Source organism: Pseudomonas chlororaphis subsp. aurantiaca, assembly GCF_013466605.1.
In the GTDB taxonomy this organism is placed as follows: domain Bacteria; phylum Pseudomonadota; class Gammaproteobacteria; order Pseudomonadales; family Pseudomonadaceae; genus Aquipseudomonas; species Aquipseudomonas chlororaphis_I.
The window spans coordinates 4,302,850-4,317,804 of sequence record NZ_CP059162.1; the positions used below are offsets into that span (position 1 = coordinate 4,302,850).

The window sequence follows — 14,955 nt, forward strand, 5'->3', positions numbered from 1 at the left end:
AAACCTCCATGTCGTCACTCGCATTACTCCTTTCAACTGGCTTGCTGTTCGCTCCAGGCGCCGCGGCTGCGCCATTGGAAGGACCGCTCAAACCCCTCCCCGCAGTACCGGCGCTGGACAGCAAACGGGTCGAACTGGGACGACGATTGTTCAACGACCCACGCCTGTCGGTGAACAACAGCCTGTCGTGCGCCAGTTGCCATCGCCTCGACCAAGGCGGTGCCGACACCGTCCCGCACTCCCTGGGCTTCGATGGCAAGCCGGTGGCGGTCAATACCCCGAGCGTGTTCAACGCCAGCCTGAACTTCCATCAGTTCTGGGACGGTCGGGCCGACACCCTGGAAGACCAGGTGCATATCGTGGTGCAGAGCCCCAGTGAAATGGGCAGTGACTGGAAAGTCGTGGTGCAGCGCATCGCCGACGACCCGACCTATCGCACCGCCTTTGCCGACGCCTACCCAGACGCCGTGACCCAGAGCAATATCCAGGGCGCCCTGGCCGACTACGAGCGCACCCTGCTCAGTGCCAACTCGCGCTTCGACCAGTACCTGGCGGGCAACACCGAGATCCTCGACATCGAGGAAAAATACGGCTACCAGCGCTTCCAGGAATACGGCTGCATCGCCTGTCACCAGGGGGTGAATATCGGCGGCAACATGTTCCAGAAATTCGGCGTGCTCGGCGACTACTTCGCGGCCCGGGGCAATCCGACCGAGGCCGACCTGGGGCGGTTCAACGTCACGGGCGAAGAAGAAGACCGCAATGTGTTCAAGGTGCCGAGCCTGCGTAACGTCGCGGTTACCGCGCCGTACTTCCACGATGGTTCGCAAGCCACCCTCGAAGGCGCCGTGGCAGTGATGTTCAAGTACCAGTTGGGGCGTACGCCGTCCGAGGAAGACAAACGCCTGATCGTCAAGTTTCTCAAGACCCTGACCGGCGAATGGGAAGGCAAGCCCCTATGAAAGTATCTCGTCGCGTGAGCATACTGTTGCTGTCCGCCCTCGCGGTCCTGCTGGCTTCGATCCTGTTGTTTCTCTACCTCAAGTCCAGGTCCGACCAGACCGTGGCCTACACCGAATCCCGCGACCTGATCCGCCAGATCAAGCAGCAGGATTCGCTGTGGGAGAACGAAATACTCAAGGCCAGGGTGGCCATCACCCACAACTACGACCCGCTGGTTTCACCGCTGGGCGAGATGACGCGCCTATGGCAGAAGTTCGACTCGATGGAGGCGCAGAACCAGCGCAACGATTCGCAGCTGTGGCGCAACGCCCACGACGGCTACCTGAGCGCAATAAAGGAAAAGACCCGGCTGGTGGAACAGTTCAAGTCGCACAACTCTGTGTTGCGCAACTCCCTGGCCTTCCTGCCGACCGCCGAGGACGACATCCAAGAGCAATTGGCCCAACTGCACGACGCGGACAAATTGCAGCTGCAGAACATCGCCACCGATACCTACGACCTGTTGCTCAGCAGCCTGGAGTTCGCCCAGGTCACCTCCGCCGACAGGGCCGCGGACATTCTGGTGGGCCTGAACAAGCTGGCGGTCAACAAGGAGCGCTTGCCCACGGAGTTCCATGAGCCGATCGATACCCTCAGCAACCACGTCGGGCTGATCCTGCGCGAGCAACCCAAGGTCAACCGCCTGCTCGAGGAAATAGAAGGGGTAGCGGTCGACGAACGCCTGGACGACATCACCATCCTGCTCAACCGTGACCAGCAGCAGGCCGAGGTCGTTGACCAGCAGTACCATTTCTACCTGCTGCTGTTTTCCGCGCTGCTGGTGCTGCTGCTGATCTGGCTGGGCATCCGCCTGATTCGCAGTTTTGCCGAGATCAACCAGATGAACCGGGCCCTGGTGGCCGCCAACGACGAACTCGAGCAAAGGGTCGAAGAGCGCACGCGCCAACTCAAGGACACCCAGAGCGAGCTGCTCGACACCGCCCGCCAGGCCGGCATGGCGGAAATCGCCACCAACGTCCTGCACAACGTCGGCAACGTGCTCAACAGCGTGAACATCTCCGCCGACCTGGTCAGCCGCAAACTGCGCAACAGCAAGGCCCAGGGGCTGGGCAAGGCGATGCAACTGATCAACGAGCACAAAGAGGACCTGGGCAGCTTTCTCACCGAGGACGCAAAGGGCAAGTTGCTGCCCGGCTACCTGAACCAGCTGGTCGAGGCCATCGACCTGGAACAGCAAGGCATGACCGAGGAACTGACGCAACTGAGCAAAAGCATCGATCACATCAAGGACATCGTCGCCACCCAGCAATCCTATGCGGGTGCCAGCAGCCTGCTGGAACCCCTGTCGGTCAGCGAACTGCTCGAAGACGCGCTGCGCATGAATTCCGGCGCCCTCACCCGCCACCATGTGACCGTGCTCAAGGATTACGCCGATGTGCCACGCATCATGGGCGACAAGCACCGCCTGCTGCTGATCCTGATCAACCTGATCAGCAACGCCAAGTACGCCATGTCCGACCTGACCAACCAGACGCGCAACATGACCCTGGCGGCAGCGGTGGTCGACGGCGAAACCTTGCAGATCAGCGTGCGCGACGAAGGCGAAGGCATCGCCCCGGAAAACATGACCCGCATCTTCGCCCACGGTTTCACCACCCGTAAGGAGGGCCATGGGTTCGGCCTGCACAGTTGCGCACTGGCGGCCATCGAGATGAATGGCCACCTGACCGCCCACAGCGACGGTCCGGGCAAAGGCGCGCTGTTCGTCCTGCAGATCCCCCTGATCCTCGCCGAAGGTGAGTCATGAACAACTCGATAAACCGGCGCGTCCTGCTGATCGACGACACCCCTGCGATCCACGACGACTTCCGCAAGATCCTCACCCCCAAGACCGGCGACAGCGCCGACCTCGATGCGATGGAAAGCGCGCTGTTCGGCAGTGCGCCGAAAACCGCCGCCACAGTGTTCGAACTGGACTCCGCCTACGGTGGCCAGGAGGGCCTGGGCAAACTGCTGGAGGCAGCAAGCAAGGGCCAGCCCTACGCCCTGGCCTTCGTCGACATGCGTATGCCCGATGGCTGGGATGGCGCGCAAACCATCGAAGAGTTGTGGAAACACGACCCACTGCTGCAGGTGGTGGTGTGCACCGCCTATTCCGACTACTCCTGGGACGAGTTGCTCGATCGCCTGAACGGCCATGACCGCCTGCTGATCCTGAAAAAGCCCTTCGACAATATCGAAGTCCAGCAGATGGCCAACACCCTCACCACCAAGTGGGAAATGACCTTGCGGGCGCAACTGCAGATGAGCGAGCTGGAAGAACGGGTGGAGCAACGCACCCTGGCGTTCAAGCAGGCCAGCGCCGCGCTGCAGCGGGAAATCGACGAGCGCAAGCTGCTGGAAAGCCAGCTGGTGCAATCGGAAAAGCTCGCCTCCCTGGGTCAGTTGGCCGCCGGGGTCGCCCATGAAATCAATAACCCGATCGGCTTCATTTCCTCCAACCTCGGCGCCCTGGACAATTACTTCAAGCGCCTGCAGGAGATGCTCGAGGCTTACGGCAATGCCGAAACCGGGATCGGTGCCAGTGAGCTGCGCGATCAGTTGAAACAGCTGCGCACGGACATCGAGCTGGATTTCCTCCTCGAGGACATTCCGCTGCTGATCAAGGAGTCCAAGGACGGCATCGGCCGGGTCAGCCAGATCGTCAAGGACCTCAAGGACTTTTCCCGGGTCGATTCGACCCAGGAATGGCAATGGGCGAACCTGCAACAGGGCATCGACTCGACCCTGAACATCGTCGCCGCCGAGATCAAGTACAAGGCCGACGTGATCAAGGAGTACGCCGAGCTGCCGGAGGTCGAGTGCCTGCCTTCGCAGATCAACCAGGTGGTGATGAACCTGATCGTCAACGCCGCCCAGGCCATGGGCAACGAACGGGGCACCATTACCCTGCGCAATGGCGTCGAGGGCGAGAACGTGTGGATCGAAGTGGCCGACAACGGCTCGGGCATCCCGCCGGACAGCCTGCAGAAGATCTTCGACCCGTTTTTCACCACCAAGCCCGTGGGCCAGGGCACGGGGCTTGGGCTGTCGCTGTCCTACGGCATCGTCAAGAAGCACCGCGGCGACATCTCGGTGCGCAGCGAGGTCGGTGTCGGCACCACCTTCCGCGTCGAGCTTCCCGTGCACCAGAGCAGAAAGGCCGGCTGAACGACCCCGCGCGCGACCGCCTCTGTAGGAGCCAGGCTTGCCGGCGATCCAGGCAGCGCGATGGGTCAGGCAGTCCGCTATCGCGGACAAGCCTCGCTTCTACAGGGACCGTGCATGCCACGGGCCCGATCTCTTGTATGATGGCGCGCTTCAAGAATGGGTAGCGGATTTCGTCTTGCCAATGACCACCGGAGCAAATCCGGCCTGACGCCTCCAGGGCACACAGCGCTTCCCCTGTCTTAAACAGCACGATGCTTTCCCGAGCGCGCCTGGGCCTCCGTGCCTGGTATTCGCCGGGGCCGGGATCGCCATCGTCGAGGAGCTTTTCATGGATATGCTTTACCGGGCCTCCCGCCAGGGGCTGCCCGCCCCGCGGTTCGCGCGCAATCTGCTGAGCCTGCTGCTGGCCGGCGCTGCCCCCCTGACCCAGGCCGCCGAAACCGAATTGCCGGCGCTGACCGTGACCGGCGAAGACCGCTCCGGTTATCAGGCCAGCAGCGCCGCGGTCGGCGGTTTCGAGGCGGCTCCCCTGCTCGACACGCCAGCCTCGATTGCAGTGATCAACGAAGCCTTGATCAAGGACCAGCAGGCCCGCCTGCTCAGCGAGGTGCTGAAAAACGACGCCTCGGTCGGCGAAAGCTACGCGCCGGTCGGCTACTACGAGAACTTCACGGTGCGCGGTTTCTCCCTGAACGCCGCCAGCAGCTACCGGATCAATGGTCGCAGCATCACCGGCGAGCAGAATGTCGGCCTGGAAAACAAGCAGCAGGTGGAGTTGCTCAAGGGGCTGAACGGCCTGCAGAGCGGCGTCAGCGAGCCCGGCGGGCTAATCAACTACGTGACCAAGCGCCCCACCGACGTGCGCTCGGTCACGATCTCTACCGACGATCGCGGCAGCGGCTATGTGGCCACCGATGTCGGCGGCTGGTTCGGCAGCGAGCAGCAGTTCGGGCTGCGCGCCAACCTGGCCCACGAGGACATCCACTCCTACGTCGAACACACCAATGGCCAGCGCGACTTCGCGTCCCTGGCCTTCGACTGGAACATCAGCCCGGATGCCCTGCTGCAACTGGACGTCGAGTACCAGACCAAGGAGCAGCGTTCGGCCCCGGGTTATCAGTTGCTCGGTGGCTCCAGCCTGCCGCACCACGCCTCGCCGAAAAAACTGCTGGCGCACCAGAGCGGTTCGAAGCCGGTCAGCACCGACGCGCTGAACCTCAACGGCAATTTCGAATACCGCTTCAACGATCAGTGGAAAGGCAACCTCAGCGCCTCGCGCAGCCGGGTGGTGATCGACGACTACAGCTCGTTCGCCTGGGGCTGCTACGGCGCCGCCAGTTGCGCCGGCACAGCGGTGCCCAATCACTTCAGCCTCGAGGGCGACTACGACATCTACGACTTCCGCAGCCCCGACGATACCCGGCGCAACGATGAGGTGCAGGCCGTCCTCAGCGGCAACTTCGACACCGGCGGCCTGGGTCACGAACTCAGCGTCGGGACCAGCGCGTTCCGCCGCGTGGTAGACAAGCGCGACCCGATCAACCAGATGATCGGCAGCGCCAATATCAACGGTGAGCCCTCGGATTTCGCCCGCTACGACGGACCGCTCAACGACTCCTATCGCCGTCTGGACAGCCGCCAGTACGGGTTGTTCTTCAACGACCGCATCAGCTTCAACGAACACTGGCAGACCGTGCTCGGCGGACGCGAGGTACGCCTGGACGAGGAAACCTTCGACAGCCAGGGCGACACCACCCGCCACACCCAGCGCTATGTGTTCCTGCCCCAGGCCGCGCTGATCTACAAGCCGGTGCAGAACCTGGCGCTGTACACCCGCTACAGCAAGGGCCTGTCCCTGGGTGGCGAAGCGCCGTGGTTCGCCAGCAATGCCTTCGAGATCCTCGCGCCCACCGTGTCGCGGCAGATCGAGGCCGGCATCAAATACGACTGGCGGCGCATCAGCCTGGCCGCGGCGCTGTTCCAGATCCGCCAGGCCTACCAGTATTCCCGGCCGAATGGCGACGGCACCTTCACCTTCACCCAGCAAGGCGAGCAGAAGAACACCGGGCTGGAGCTCTCGGCCAATGGCTGGGCCACCCAACGCCTGCAAGTCTCGGCCAGTGTCGCGGCGATCCGCGCGCGGGTCACCGGCAGCGACACTCCAGAGTATGAGGGTCACCAGGCGCTCAACGTGCCGACCCTGCGCGCCAGCCTCTATGGCGACTACGCCCTGCCCTGGTTCGACGGTTTGGCGTTGCTCGGCGGGGTGCAGTACAGCGGTCGCAAATACGCCAACCGCGAGGGCGAAGTGCAGACCGGCAGCTACGCCGTGTTCAACATCGGCGGTCGCTACAGCACCCGGATCGACGGTTACGACACCGTGTTCCGGCTGACCGTGGACAACCTGTTCGACAAGCGCTACTGGCGTGACGCCGGTGAATACATGGGCGATGGCTACCTGTTCCAGGGCGCGCCCCTGACCGCGCGGCTGAGCGCCTCGATCAACTTCTGATCAGGGCCAGGCCTACTGGAAGGCGTCGACCAGGACGTCGAAGATCATCTGGTTCGAGGTCCTGACCAGCAGCAGATCGGAACCCGCGCGCCACCATTGGTAGCCGTCGTAACGCGGCAACTGCTGGACCAGCCTGGGGTTCAAGCGTCGCGATTGCTGCGCGGGCAACGTCCTGCCCCGGCGGAGTTTCTGCCTGACGTCCGCCGGCAGGGCCGCGGTCGGGTTCCAGTCCCGCTTCGAAGCCTGCAACAGCGTTTTCACCTGGTAGTAGTTGACCACGGGAAGACGCTCCCAATTCGCATGATCGTTGGAGTACCGGGCGTTCGCCTGCGCGCCAGGCGCGGCGCCGGCATCCAGCGGGATCGATAGCAGAATCGAGACGATCGAGATTAAAGAACCAGCTCTGAACATCGCCTTCTCCAGGCATCATTGCGTCGAGCTTATGGAAAGGGATTCCCCGGCAATAGTTCCCGGGCAGGCGGACCTGGATGTTTCGGTTAGAAACACGCCGTGGGCGCAAGGCAGGATTGGAGGACGCGAGGGTAAAGGCCCTTGAGCGCTCCGCACAAACAAAAACGCCGCTCCTGGGAGCGGCGTTTTTTTAACCTGGAACGAACAGCGGGTTCCGGGTATTGGCTGCATCCAACGGTGTTGGACGCAGCCGGGTATTACAGAGCCATGTCAGCCGACGGGTTGCTCTCTTGCGCTTTCGGCTTGTCGCCAGCCGGTTGCTGAGGAGCAGCGGTCTGGCCGATGGCCGGTGGCGGAGTCAATTGCAGCACTTCGCTGGTGTAGGCCCACTCTTGAGCGACACGCTCAGGACTGCCGTTGAGCTGGGTACCGTAGCTCGGCACGATCTGGTGCAGCTTCGCCTGCCAGGCAGGAGTCGCGACCTTGTCCTTGAAGACCTTCTCCAGCACGCTGAGCATGATCGGCGCGGCGGTCGAAGCACCTGGCGAGGCACCCAGCAGGCCGGCAATGCTGCCGTCCTTGGCGCTGACGATCTCGGTGCCCAGTTTCAGCACGCCACCCAGTTGCTCGTCGCGCTTGATGATCTGCACGCGCTGGCCGGCCTGCCACAGACGCCAGTCTTCAGCCTTGGCATTAGGGAAGTACTCTTTCAGGGCATTCAGGCGGTCTTCATCCGACAGCATCAGTTGGCCGGCGAGGTACTCGACCAGCGGGTACTCCTTGATGCCGACCTTGGTCATAGGCCAGATGTTGTGAGTGGTGGTAGTGGTCAGCAGGTCGAGGTACGAACCTTCCTTGAGGAACTTGGTGGAGAAGGTCGCGAACGGGCCAAACAGGATCACGCGCTTGCCATCCAGCACGCGGGTGTCCAGGTGCGGCACCGACATCGGTGGAGCGCCGACCGACGCCTTGCCATAGGCCTTCGCCAGGTGCTGCTCGGCGATCGCCGGGTTCTCGGTCACCAGGAACGAGCCGCCCACAGGGAAACCGGCATATTCCTGAGCTTCAGGAATGCCCGACTTCTGCAGCAGGTGCAGGGCACCGCCGCCCGCGCCGATGAACACGAACTTGGCGTCGGTCTGGGTTTCAGTACCGTCCTTCAGGTTCTTGTACACCACGCGCCAGGAGCCATCTTCGTTACGCTTGATATCTTCCACTTCGCTCGACAGCTTGAGCGAGAAGTTCGGCTGGGCTTTCAGGTGGCCGACGAACTGGCGGGTGATCTCGCCGAAGTTCACGTCGGTGCCGAGCGGCGACCAGGTGGCGGCGATCTTCTGCTTCGGATCGCGCCCTTCCATCATCAGCGGGACCCACTTCTTGATCTGCTCCGGGTCTTCGGAGTACTGCATGCCGGCGAACAACGGGCTCGCCTGAAGCGCCTCGTAGCGTTTCTTCAGGAACTTGATGTTGTCATCGCCCCACACGAAGCTCATGTGCGGAGTGGAGTTGATGAACGAACGCGGGTCCTTCAGGACATTGTTCTTGACTTGCCACGACCAGAACTGGCGGGAAATCTGGAACGCTTCGTTGATCTCGATGGCCTTGGCGATCTCGACCTTGCCGTCCTTGTTTTCCGGGGTGTAGTTCAGTTCCGCCAGGGCAGAGTGACCGGTACCGGCGTTGTTCCAGCCGTTCGAGCTTTCTTCGGCAACGCCGTCGAGACGCTCGACCATTTCCATCGACCAGCCCGGCTCCAGCTCATTGAGCCAGACACCCAGGGTCGAACTCATGATGCCGCCACCGATGAGCAGCACATCCACTTTCTTGGTCTCGGCGGCGTACGCGGAGCTGAGCCCCATCGTCATCGCCAAGCCCAGCAGGGCCGTGTTCACTTTTTTCAACATACAGTAGTTCCTACGATAGAACGCCATCCGCCCCCCATTCTCGATCATCAGTCGCCCCGGCACCGCCATGGGTTCCCGCACTCAGAAGAACTGAAGGGTGGGCACACAAGGCCGACATGACACTATCGACCTCAGTTTATATGTCGCTCCTGCGCTGACTTCTTATTCGCTATTGGCTTCAGCTACTTGAGTGACACTATTTTGTTGGGACGCCTTCGGACAGCATCGATCGACGGTCCGAAACGCCCGCTAAAACCACATTCCCACAGAGAGACTAGTCGGGTGTAACCCAAGGAGTGAGTCAACAACACCCGGTATCACGATCGGCCTGCTGCCGATGCCCTCGATCACCGCCTGACAGCGGCAAGGCCATGGGTATCGCAACAGGGATCGCCCCCAACCCTGGCAGCCCTCCTGCTGAAAACGGACATAATGGCCATCATGGGTGGTGGCTAACGCGCCATTGTCTACTGGACGGATAAAGCCGTCAAAAAAACTGTCAGATTTATCCTGTTTTTATGCAGAAAAGCACCTTGATGATTCAAGAACTTGCCTGGATTCGAGCAGAGTGAGCCCTCCGGACAAGACCCCGCGAATACCAGGCACAAAAAAGCCCTGAACGGTCAGGGCTTTCTTGTGGGTGGGATCCGGCGGTTCCACGGCAGCGGGCTGTCACTTCGACAGGCCCTTCACGCAGGGCATGAAGCGGCCTTACAGGCAATCGTGCACGGCCTTTTTCAGCACCGCGGACTTGGCCCAGGGTGTTCCCTGGTAGAGCGAGACCAGGCTGCCGTTCTTCGACTTCACCACTTCCACGACCTCATCCGATGCCAGGCTGCCAGGAGCGGTGATTCGATAGCCGTTGGAGATATCGGCCTGGGTGCTCCTGGGCGTCTCACGCTGCCAGGCCGGCAGAACACACTGCGCATAGTCTTTTGGCGTTTTGCCAGTCAGCTCACTGACATTCGGTTTGCCCGGTGCCAAAGCCGTGGGTAACGAACACCCGGCCAACAGTCCCATCAGCGACGCCCCTAGCCAAACTCGCATATGTCTTCCTCATCCCTAAAAAATCGAGAAATGTATCATTTGCCCGCACCGACCGTTAGCAACACCTGCCTCTTTCGCCGAACGCTCCCCTGCCCGGCGATCATCACCTGACAGCTGTCAAAAAACCGTTAACCCCATCACGTCCCCGAACAGGCAAATGGTTCACCCGCTTTGATGCCGACCCAAACGTACTCGGATTCCCCCTGGGGACCCTGGACAGCGATCCTCGGGTCAGCGCGAGCCGCCATGTCTTTGTCGGGAGCAAGGCGCCCTGGTTCACCATCACCGATGACCTGGCGCAACATGACACCTATTGAAGGCATTTGAGGAACGAACCGCGACTGTTCATAGAGTTCGGATGAGTGGTGCACGCCAACACGTCCTTTTGGGAATATCTTGAATCGCCAACACCCAAATACAGCCCAAAGGACGCGGCGATGAACAGCATCAAGACTTTCGAAATCCGCTACTGTTTCGCAGGTTCACAAAGGACCTTCACTTACCAGGGCGCGCGATTGAGCGACAGCGATACCTGGTATCTGGCCTTTCTGCATTCCGGGTGCCTGATTACCCACGACACCCCCTGCGGCGGGACCTACCGCACGATGCAGACATTCGCCGAGCGCAGTGGCGTCACGCTGGCGAACTGGAGAGAGCTGTCTGAAAAGAACTAGCCCTGCCTCCCCGCAACCGTTCAGACGTCACCTGCTACATTCGCGCAAGGAAGCGCGCTAACCTGCCCAATGCTCAACGTGCACAACCACTAGAAACCGCCGGCAAATGCCCGACGCCCTGCCCTGATTTCAGTCCGCAACTCACCGACAAAATTGGCCGCCGCGCGGACACTGGTGAGATGCTCGGTCGATACCCCGGTAATGAACAGATCGATCCGTCCGCTTTGCGGCTCGAAAACCTTGATCGCCAGGGAGCCGTCGGGGTTGACGGTGCAGGTGCAGGAAAGCGGCAGGAAACCGGACTCCAGGATCTGGCAAAGCTCATCCATCGAGAGCATGAGAAATTCCTCCTTCGCGGCGCCACTTGGAGAGAGTGCCCGTTGAGAATAGGTCACAAGAACGGGGCTCATACCAAGGCATTCACTGGAAAGTGTTATCCAGCGCGCATTTTTGCCTGGCCAATCCGCTCAGTGGCATGGTGCGCACAGGGCTCCGACCGTCCGTCGCGGCAACTCCGCCCGGGAGCATTTTGACGCTGGACCGGCCAGGCGTTATGGTCGCTGGGCTTTCGCACAGCCCCAACCCGAAACGACTTCCTCCAACCCCATCCAGGATCGCCGATGGCCGCCCCCGAATACCCGCATGAAGTGGCCCTGCAGAAGTTTCTCGCGGCGCGCCCGGAGCTTCGTGAAGCACTGGATCACCTCAACCCCCTGGCTGCCCAGGCCAGGGGCGAAACCCAGGAGCAATACCGCACGGAGCGACTTCACGAAGCCTTCGAGGCCGAGGCGGAACGTCAGGGCCTGTTTGCCTGGGAACTGAGCCTGCAACTGACCGCACAGAGCGCGGAGGAATTTGCCGCGCGGCGGCTCGAAGTGCACCGGGAAGTGGCGGAGATGGCCGGCATGCCCTGGAGCGAGTATTGCGAGCTACATGGCCTGCCACGCGATTGAGCGCCGCTCGGGCCTTCGATAAAGGATCACTGTCACCATGAGTCAACGCTGATGCTGCCCTCTTCCACCAGCCTTCGTAGTAACCCGGAGCTGCTGCGGCGCCAGAAATGGCGCGGCCGCATAGGCCTGTGCCTGGTCGCCAGCCTATCGGTCCTGGCCGGCATGACCGACGCCATCGGCTTCATGGCCACCGGCGATTTCGTCTCCTTCATGAGCGGCAACACCACGCGCCTGGCCGTCGCCATCAGCGATGCCGACCTGGCCCTGACCCTACATCTGATGCTGCTGGTCGCCACCTTCATCGCCGGCAACGCCCTGGGCATAGTCGTCAGCCGCTTTGGCGGACGCCGCGCCCTGCCACTGCTGCTGTGCATTGCCACGCTGCTGTGCGCGGCAGCCGCCTGGCCGTTTGAACAACGGCTACCGGCCGTGCTGGCCGCGATCATCTCCATGGGCATGCTCAACGCCGCCGTCGAGGAAGTGAACGGGCTTCCCGTGGGCCTGACCTATGTCACCGGCGCCCTGTCGCGCTTTGGCCGCGGCCTGGGCCGCTGGATGCTCGGCGAGCGGCGCAATGGCTGGCGCGTGCAGCTGGTGCCCTGGAGCGGCATGTTCGCCGGGGCCGTGCTGGGCGCCGTTCTGGAGCAGCATCTCGGCCTCGCGGCCCTGTTCGTCAGTGGCCTGCTGTCGGCGCTGCTGGGGCTGCTGTCGCTGAAGATCCCCCATCGCTGGCAACTGGGCTATATGCCGCGCTAAAGCCACTTCGCCGGGCCTGGCATAAAGCTTTATCATGGCCCCAGGTTTGCAGACAGAGTTCTTCATGAAGTTCGCCATTGCCCTTTTTTCCGCCGCTCACGCGCCCTCCTCGCGCCGCGCCCTGGCATTCGCCCAGGCAGCGCTGGACGGTGGCCACGAGATCGTGCGGCTGTTTTTCTATCAGGATGGCGTGCACAGCGCATCGGACAACATTGTCACCCCGCAGGACGAGCTGGACCTGCCCGCGCAATGGCGGACCTTCGTCAGCGAGCACCAGCTCGATGGCGTGGTGTGCATTGCCGCGGCCCTGCGCCGCGGGGTGCTGAACCAGGAGGAGGCCGCGCGCTACCGGCGCCCGGCCGTCAACCTGAGCGCGCCCTGGGAGCTTTCCGGGCTCGGCCAGTTGCACGACGCCGTACAGGCGGCCGATCGCCTGATCTGTTTCGGAGGGCCATGAAATGGCGCAATCCCTGTTGATTATCAGCCGCCAGGCGCCCTGGTCCGGCCCCGGCGCACGCGAGGCACTGGATATCGTGCTGGCCGGCGGCGCCTTCGACTTGCCGATCGGCCTGCTGTTTCTCGACGACGGCGTGTTTCAGCTGGCCCCCGGGCAAAAAGCCGCCGCCGTGCAGCAAAAGGACCTCAGCGCCAATCTGCAGGCCCTGTCGTTGTTCGGTGTGGAGCAGTTGTTCGCCTGTGGCGCCAGCGTGGCGGAACGTGGCCTCGACCCGGCCGCGCTGAACCTGGACGAGGTGCAGGTCCTGGCCCCGGCCGAACTCGGCGCGCTTATTGACCGTTTTGACCAGGTGATCACCCTCTGATGTCGACCTTGCACGTGCTGTCCCACTCGCCCTTCACCGATTCCCGGCTGACCAGTTGCCTGCGCCTGCTCGGCCCGCAGGATGCCCTTCTCCTGTGTGGCGACGCGGTGTACGCCCTGCAGCCTGGCAGCGCGCCGCTGGCGGCCCTGCAGGCACGCGGGGAGGCGCTGGCGCTCTACGTCCTGGCCGAAGACCACCAAGCCCGAGGCCTGGAAGTTCCGGCCTGGGCCACCAGTGTCGATTACCCGGCGTTCGTCGCGCTGTCGATCCACTACGACAAGGTCAACAGCTGGTTATGAATGCACTGACTGTCGGCGAACGCGCCATCGCCCTGGACAAGGATGGCTACCTGGTGGAACTGGGCGACTGGTCCAGCGAGGTGGCCGATGCCCTGGCCGCGGCGGAACAGATCGAACTGACGCCCGAGCACTGGGAAATCCTCGAGCTGCTGCGCGGCTTCTATCAAGAGTTCCAGCTGTCGCCCGCGACCCGCCCGCTGATCAAATACACCGCTTTGAAGCTGGGCCCGGACAAGGGCAACAGCCTGCACCTGAACCGACTGTTCAAAGGCACTCCCGCCAAACTTGCCGCCAAGCTGGCGGGCCTGCCCAAGCCGACCAATTGCCTATGACCGATTTCGCCCCGCTGACCACCGAAACGCCCGCCGAGCACCCTTTCGCGCAGTTCGTGCGCATTCTCGGCAAAGGCAAACGCGGCGCCCGCAGCCTCACCCGTGAAGAAGCCCGCGAAGCCATGGGCATGCTGCTCGACGACAAGGTCGAGGACACCCAGCTCGGCGCCTTCCTGATGCTGTTGCGGCACAAGGAAGAAAGCCCCGAGGAACTGGCCGGCTTTACCGAAGCCCTGCGCGAGCGACTGCAGGCGCCACCGATCAAGGTCGACCTGGACTGGCCCAGCTACGCCGGCAAAAAGCGCCACCTGCCCTGGTTCCTGCTGGCCGCCAAGTGCCTGGCGCAAAACGGTGTGCGCATCCTGCTGCACGGCGGTGGCGCCCACACCGCTGGCCGGCTGTACACCGAGCAATTGCTGGAACAACTGCACATCCCGCTGTGCCGCGACTGGCAGGCGGTAGGCAAGGCGCTGGACCTGGGCAACCTGGCCTTTATCCCCCTGGGCGACTGGGCGCCCCAGCTGCAGCGCATGATCGACCTGCGCAACACCCTGGGCCTGCGCTCGCCGATCCACTCCCTGGCGCGCATCCTCAACCCGTTGGGCGCGCGCTGCGGCCTGCAAAGCATCTTCCACCCCGGCTATCAGGCTGTGCACCGTGATGCCAGCGGCCTGCTGGGGGACAACGTCATTGTGATCAAGGGCGACGGCGGCGAAATCGAGATCAACCCGGACAGCGCCAGCCATCTGTACGGCAGCACCGGCGGCGTCAGCTGGGATGAGGAATGGCCGGCGCTGTCCGAACAGCGTCATGTCAAACCGGCCGCCCTCGACCCCGAGCACCTGAAAGCCGTCTGGCGCGGCGAAGTGCAGGACAGCTACCCGCAACTGGCGCTGATCGCCACCATGGCCCTGGCCCTGCGCGGGCTCGGCATGCCCCGGGAACAGGCGTTCGAGCAGGCTCAACAATACTGGGACGCTCGCAACAGATCGATTTAACCGATCATAACCGCCCGACTTTTGCGTAATTCGTTCGAACTCCTCGGATTAGACTGCACTCCAATGCACACTGAC

General features: G+C 62.6%; 16 protein-coding genes. 12 read left to right on the plus strand and 4 right to left on the minus strand.

The features are described 5' to 3' along the window. The first annotated feature begins 8 nt into the window (after window positions 1-8). From H0I86_RS19390 to H0I86_RS19405, 4 genes are all read left to right on the plus strand, one after another. On the plus strand, window positions 9-962 hold the full coding sequence (locus H0I86_RS19390; RefSeq protein ID WP_180921744.1) for a cytochrome-c peroxidase: 954 nt from the start codon (window positions 9-11) through the stop codon (window positions 960-962). Beyond that, window positions 959-2,770: a DAHL domain-containing sensor histidine kinase gene (locus H0I86_RS19395; protein ID WP_180921745.1), complete on the plus strand. Its 1,812-nt coding sequence runs from the start codon at window positions 959-961 to the stop codon at window positions 2,768-2,770. Before H0I86_RS19390 ends, H0I86_RS19395 begins: the two co-directional genes overlap by 4 nt. Beyond that, window positions 2,767-4,173 (plus strand): ATP-binding protein, encoded by a 1,407-nt coding sequence (locus H0I86_RS19400; RefSeq protein WP_180921746.1) that lies wholly within the window; start codon window positions 2,767-2,769, stop codon window positions 4,171-4,173. Before H0I86_RS19395 ends, H0I86_RS19400 begins: the two co-directional genes overlap by 4 nt. A 328-nt stretch (window positions 4,174-4,501) precedes the next feature. Further along, window positions 4,502-6,685 carry a TonB-dependent siderophore receptor gene (locus tag H0I86_RS19405; protein WP_180921747.1) on the plus strand — a complete coding sequence of 728 codons (2,184 nt, stop codon included), beginning with the start codon at window positions 4,502-4,504 and terminating at the stop codon, window positions 6,683-6,685. Between the two features lie 12 nt (window positions 6,686-6,697). Here the strand turns inward: H0I86_RS19405 and H0I86_RS19410 are convergent, their stop codons facing one another. The 3 genes from H0I86_RS19410 to H0I86_RS19420 all read right to left on the minus strand — a co-directional run bounded on the left by H0I86_RS19410 (window position 6,698) and on the right by H0I86_RS19420 (window position 10,047). Next, a complete protein-coding gene (locus H0I86_RS19410) occupies window positions 6,698-7,096 on the minus strand; it encodes a hypothetical protein (RefSeq protein ID WP_180921748.1) in 399 nt (132 codons plus the stop codon). Window positions 7,097-7,353: 257 nt separating this feature from the next. Then, the gene (gene mqo / locus H0I86_RS19415; RefSeq protein WP_009049755.1) at window positions 7,354-9,000 is read right to left on the minus strand and encodes a malate dehydrogenase (quinone); all 1,647 of its coding nucleotides are present in this window, start codon (window positions 8,998-9,000) and stop codon (window positions 7,354-7,356) included. 711 nt (window positions 9,001-9,711) lie between these two features. Continuing rightward, window positions 9,712-10,047 carry a hypothetical protein gene (locus H0I86_RS19420; RefSeq protein ID WP_016701875.1) on the minus strand — a complete coding sequence of 112 codons (336 nt, stop codon included), beginning with the start codon at window positions 10,045-10,047 and terminating at the stop codon, window positions 9,712-9,714. A gap of 437 nt (window positions 10,048-10,484) precedes the next feature. Here H0I86_RS19420 and H0I86_RS19425 point away from each other — a divergent pair, with 437 nt between their 5' ends. Continuing rightward, window positions 10,485-10,721 (plus strand): DUF6555 family protein, encoded by a 237-nt coding sequence (locus H0I86_RS19425; RefSeq protein WP_038577898.1) that lies wholly within the window; start codon window positions 10,485-10,487, stop codon window positions 10,719-10,721. An 89-nt stretch (window positions 10,722-10,810) separates the two neighbouring features. On the opposite strand, the gene H0I86_RS19430 is transcribed toward H0I86_RS19425, so the two are convergent. Then, window positions 10,811-11,059, minus strand: coding sequence for a DUF1652 domain-containing protein (locus H0I86_RS19430; protein ID WP_092421978.1), 249 nt, complete (start codon window positions 11,057-11,059; stop codon window positions 10,811-10,813). A 282-nt stretch (window positions 11,060-11,341) separates the two neighbouring features. Here H0I86_RS19430 and H0I86_RS19435 point away from each other — a divergent pair, with 282 nt between their 5' ends. The 7 genes from H0I86_RS19435 (at window position 11,342) to H0I86_RS19465 (ending at window position 14,880) form a co-directional block, all read left to right on the plus strand. Continuing rightward, window positions 11,342-11,674 (plus strand): DUF6388 family protein, encoded by a 333-nt coding sequence (locus H0I86_RS19435; protein ID WP_180921749.1) that lies wholly within the window; start codon window positions 11,342-11,344, stop codon window positions 11,672-11,674. Window positions 11,675-11,725: 51 nt separating this feature from the next. Continuing rightward, the gene (locus H0I86_RS19440; protein WP_038577893.1) at window positions 11,726-12,430 is read left to right on the plus strand and encodes a YoaK family protein; all 705 of its coding nucleotides are present in this window, start codon (window positions 11,726-11,728) and stop codon (window positions 12,428-12,430) included. A 64-nt stretch (window positions 12,431-12,494) separates the two neighbouring features. Continuing rightward, on the plus strand, window positions 12,495-12,887 hold the full coding sequence (gene tusD, locus H0I86_RS19445) for a sulfurtransferase complex subunit TusD (RefSeq protein ID WP_180921750.1): 393 nt from the start codon (window positions 12,495-12,497) through the stop codon (window positions 12,885-12,887). A 1-nt stretch (window position 12,888) separates the two neighbouring features. Further along, complete coding sequence (gene tusC / locus H0I86_RS19450; protein WP_180921751.1) at window positions 12,889-13,251, plus strand: sulfurtransferase complex subunit TusC; 363 nt, start codon at window positions 12,889-12,891, stop codon at window positions 13,249-13,251. Next, a complete protein-coding gene (tusB, locus tag H0I86_RS19455) occupies window positions 13,251-13,550 on the plus strand; it encodes a sulfurtransferase complex subunit TusB (RefSeq protein WP_180921752.1) in 300 nt (99 codons plus the stop codon). The genes tusC and tusB overlap by 1 nt, the downstream gene beginning before the upstream one ends. Further along, on the plus strand, window positions 13,547-13,882 hold the full coding sequence (locus H0I86_RS19460; RefSeq protein ID WP_025804683.1) for a TusE/DsrC/DsvC family sulfur relay protein: 336 nt from the start codon (window positions 13,547-13,549) through the stop codon (window positions 13,880-13,882). The genes tusB and H0I86_RS19460 overlap by 4 nt, the downstream gene beginning before the upstream one ends. Further along, complete coding sequence (locus tag H0I86_RS19465) at window positions 13,879-14,880, plus strand: glycosyl transferase family protein (RefSeq protein WP_180921753.1); 1,002 nt, start codon at window positions 13,879-13,881, stop codon at window positions 14,878-14,880. The genes H0I86_RS19460 and H0I86_RS19465 overlap by 4 nt, the downstream gene beginning before the upstream one ends. Window positions 14,881-14,955: the final 75 nt, after the last annotated feature.

Excerpts from the sequence above, each read along its gene's own strand:
- H0I86_RS19390 (WP_180921744.1), top strand. The coding sequence starts at position 9 with ATGTCGTCACTCGCATTACTCCTTTCAACTGGCTTGCTGTTCGCTCCA.
- H0I86_RS19395 (WP_180921745.1), top strand. The coding sequence starts at position 959 with ATGAAAGTATCTCGTCGCGTGAGCATACTGTTGCTGTCCGCCCTCGCG.
- H0I86_RS19400 (WP_180921746.1), top strand. The coding sequence starts at position 2,767 with ATGAACAACTCGATAAACCGGCGCGTCCTGCTGATCGACGACACCCCT.
- H0I86_RS19405 (WP_180921747.1), top strand. The coding sequence starts at position 4,502 with ATGGATATGCTTTACCGGGCCTCCCGCCAGGGGCTGCCCGCCCCGCGG.
- H0I86_RS19410 (WP_180921748.1), bottom strand. The coding sequence starts at position 7,096 with ATGTTCAGAGCTGGTTCTTTAATCTCGATCGTCTCGATTCTGCTATCG.
- mqo (WP_009049755.1), bottom strand. The coding sequence starts at position 9,000 with ATGTTGAAAAAAGTGAACACGGCCCTGCTGGGCTTGGCGATGACGATG.
- H0I86_RS19420 (WP_016701875.1), bottom strand. The coding sequence starts at position 10,047 with ATGCGAGTTTGGCTAGGGGCGTCGCTGATGGGACTGTTGGCCGGGTGT.
- H0I86_RS19425 (WP_038577898.1), top strand. The coding sequence starts at position 10,485 with ATGAACAGCATCAAGACTTTCGAAATCCGCTACTGTTTCGCAGGTTCA.
- H0I86_RS19430 (WP_092421978.1), bottom strand. The coding sequence starts at position 11,059 with ATGCTCTCGATGGATGAGCTTTGCCAGATCCTGGAGTCCGGTTTCCTG.
- H0I86_RS19435 (WP_180921749.1), top strand. The coding sequence starts at position 11,342 with ATGGCCGCCCCCGAATACCCGCATGAAGTGGCCCTGCAGAAGTTTCTC.
- H0I86_RS19440 (WP_038577893.1), top strand. The coding sequence starts at position 11,726 with ATGCTGCCCTCTTCCACCAGCCTTCGTAGTAACCCGGAGCTGCTGCGG.
- tusD (WP_180921750.1), top strand. The coding sequence starts at position 12,495 with ATGAAGTTCGCCATTGCCCTTTTTTCCGCCGCTCACGCGCCCTCCTCG.
- tusC (WP_180921751.1), top strand. The coding sequence starts at position 12,889 with ATGGCGCAATCCCTGTTGATTATCAGCCGCCAGGCGCCCTGGTCCGGC.
- tusB (WP_180921752.1), top strand. The coding sequence starts at position 13,251 with ATGTCGACCTTGCACGTGCTGTCCCACTCGCCCTTCACCGATTCCCGG.
- H0I86_RS19460 (WP_025804683.1), top strand. The coding sequence starts at position 13,547 with ATGAATGCACTGACTGTCGGCGAACGCGCCATCGCCCTGGACAAGGAT.
- H0I86_RS19465 (WP_180921753.1), top strand. The coding sequence starts at position 13,879 with ATGACCGATTTCGCCCCGCTGACCACCGAAACGCCCGCCGAGCACCCT.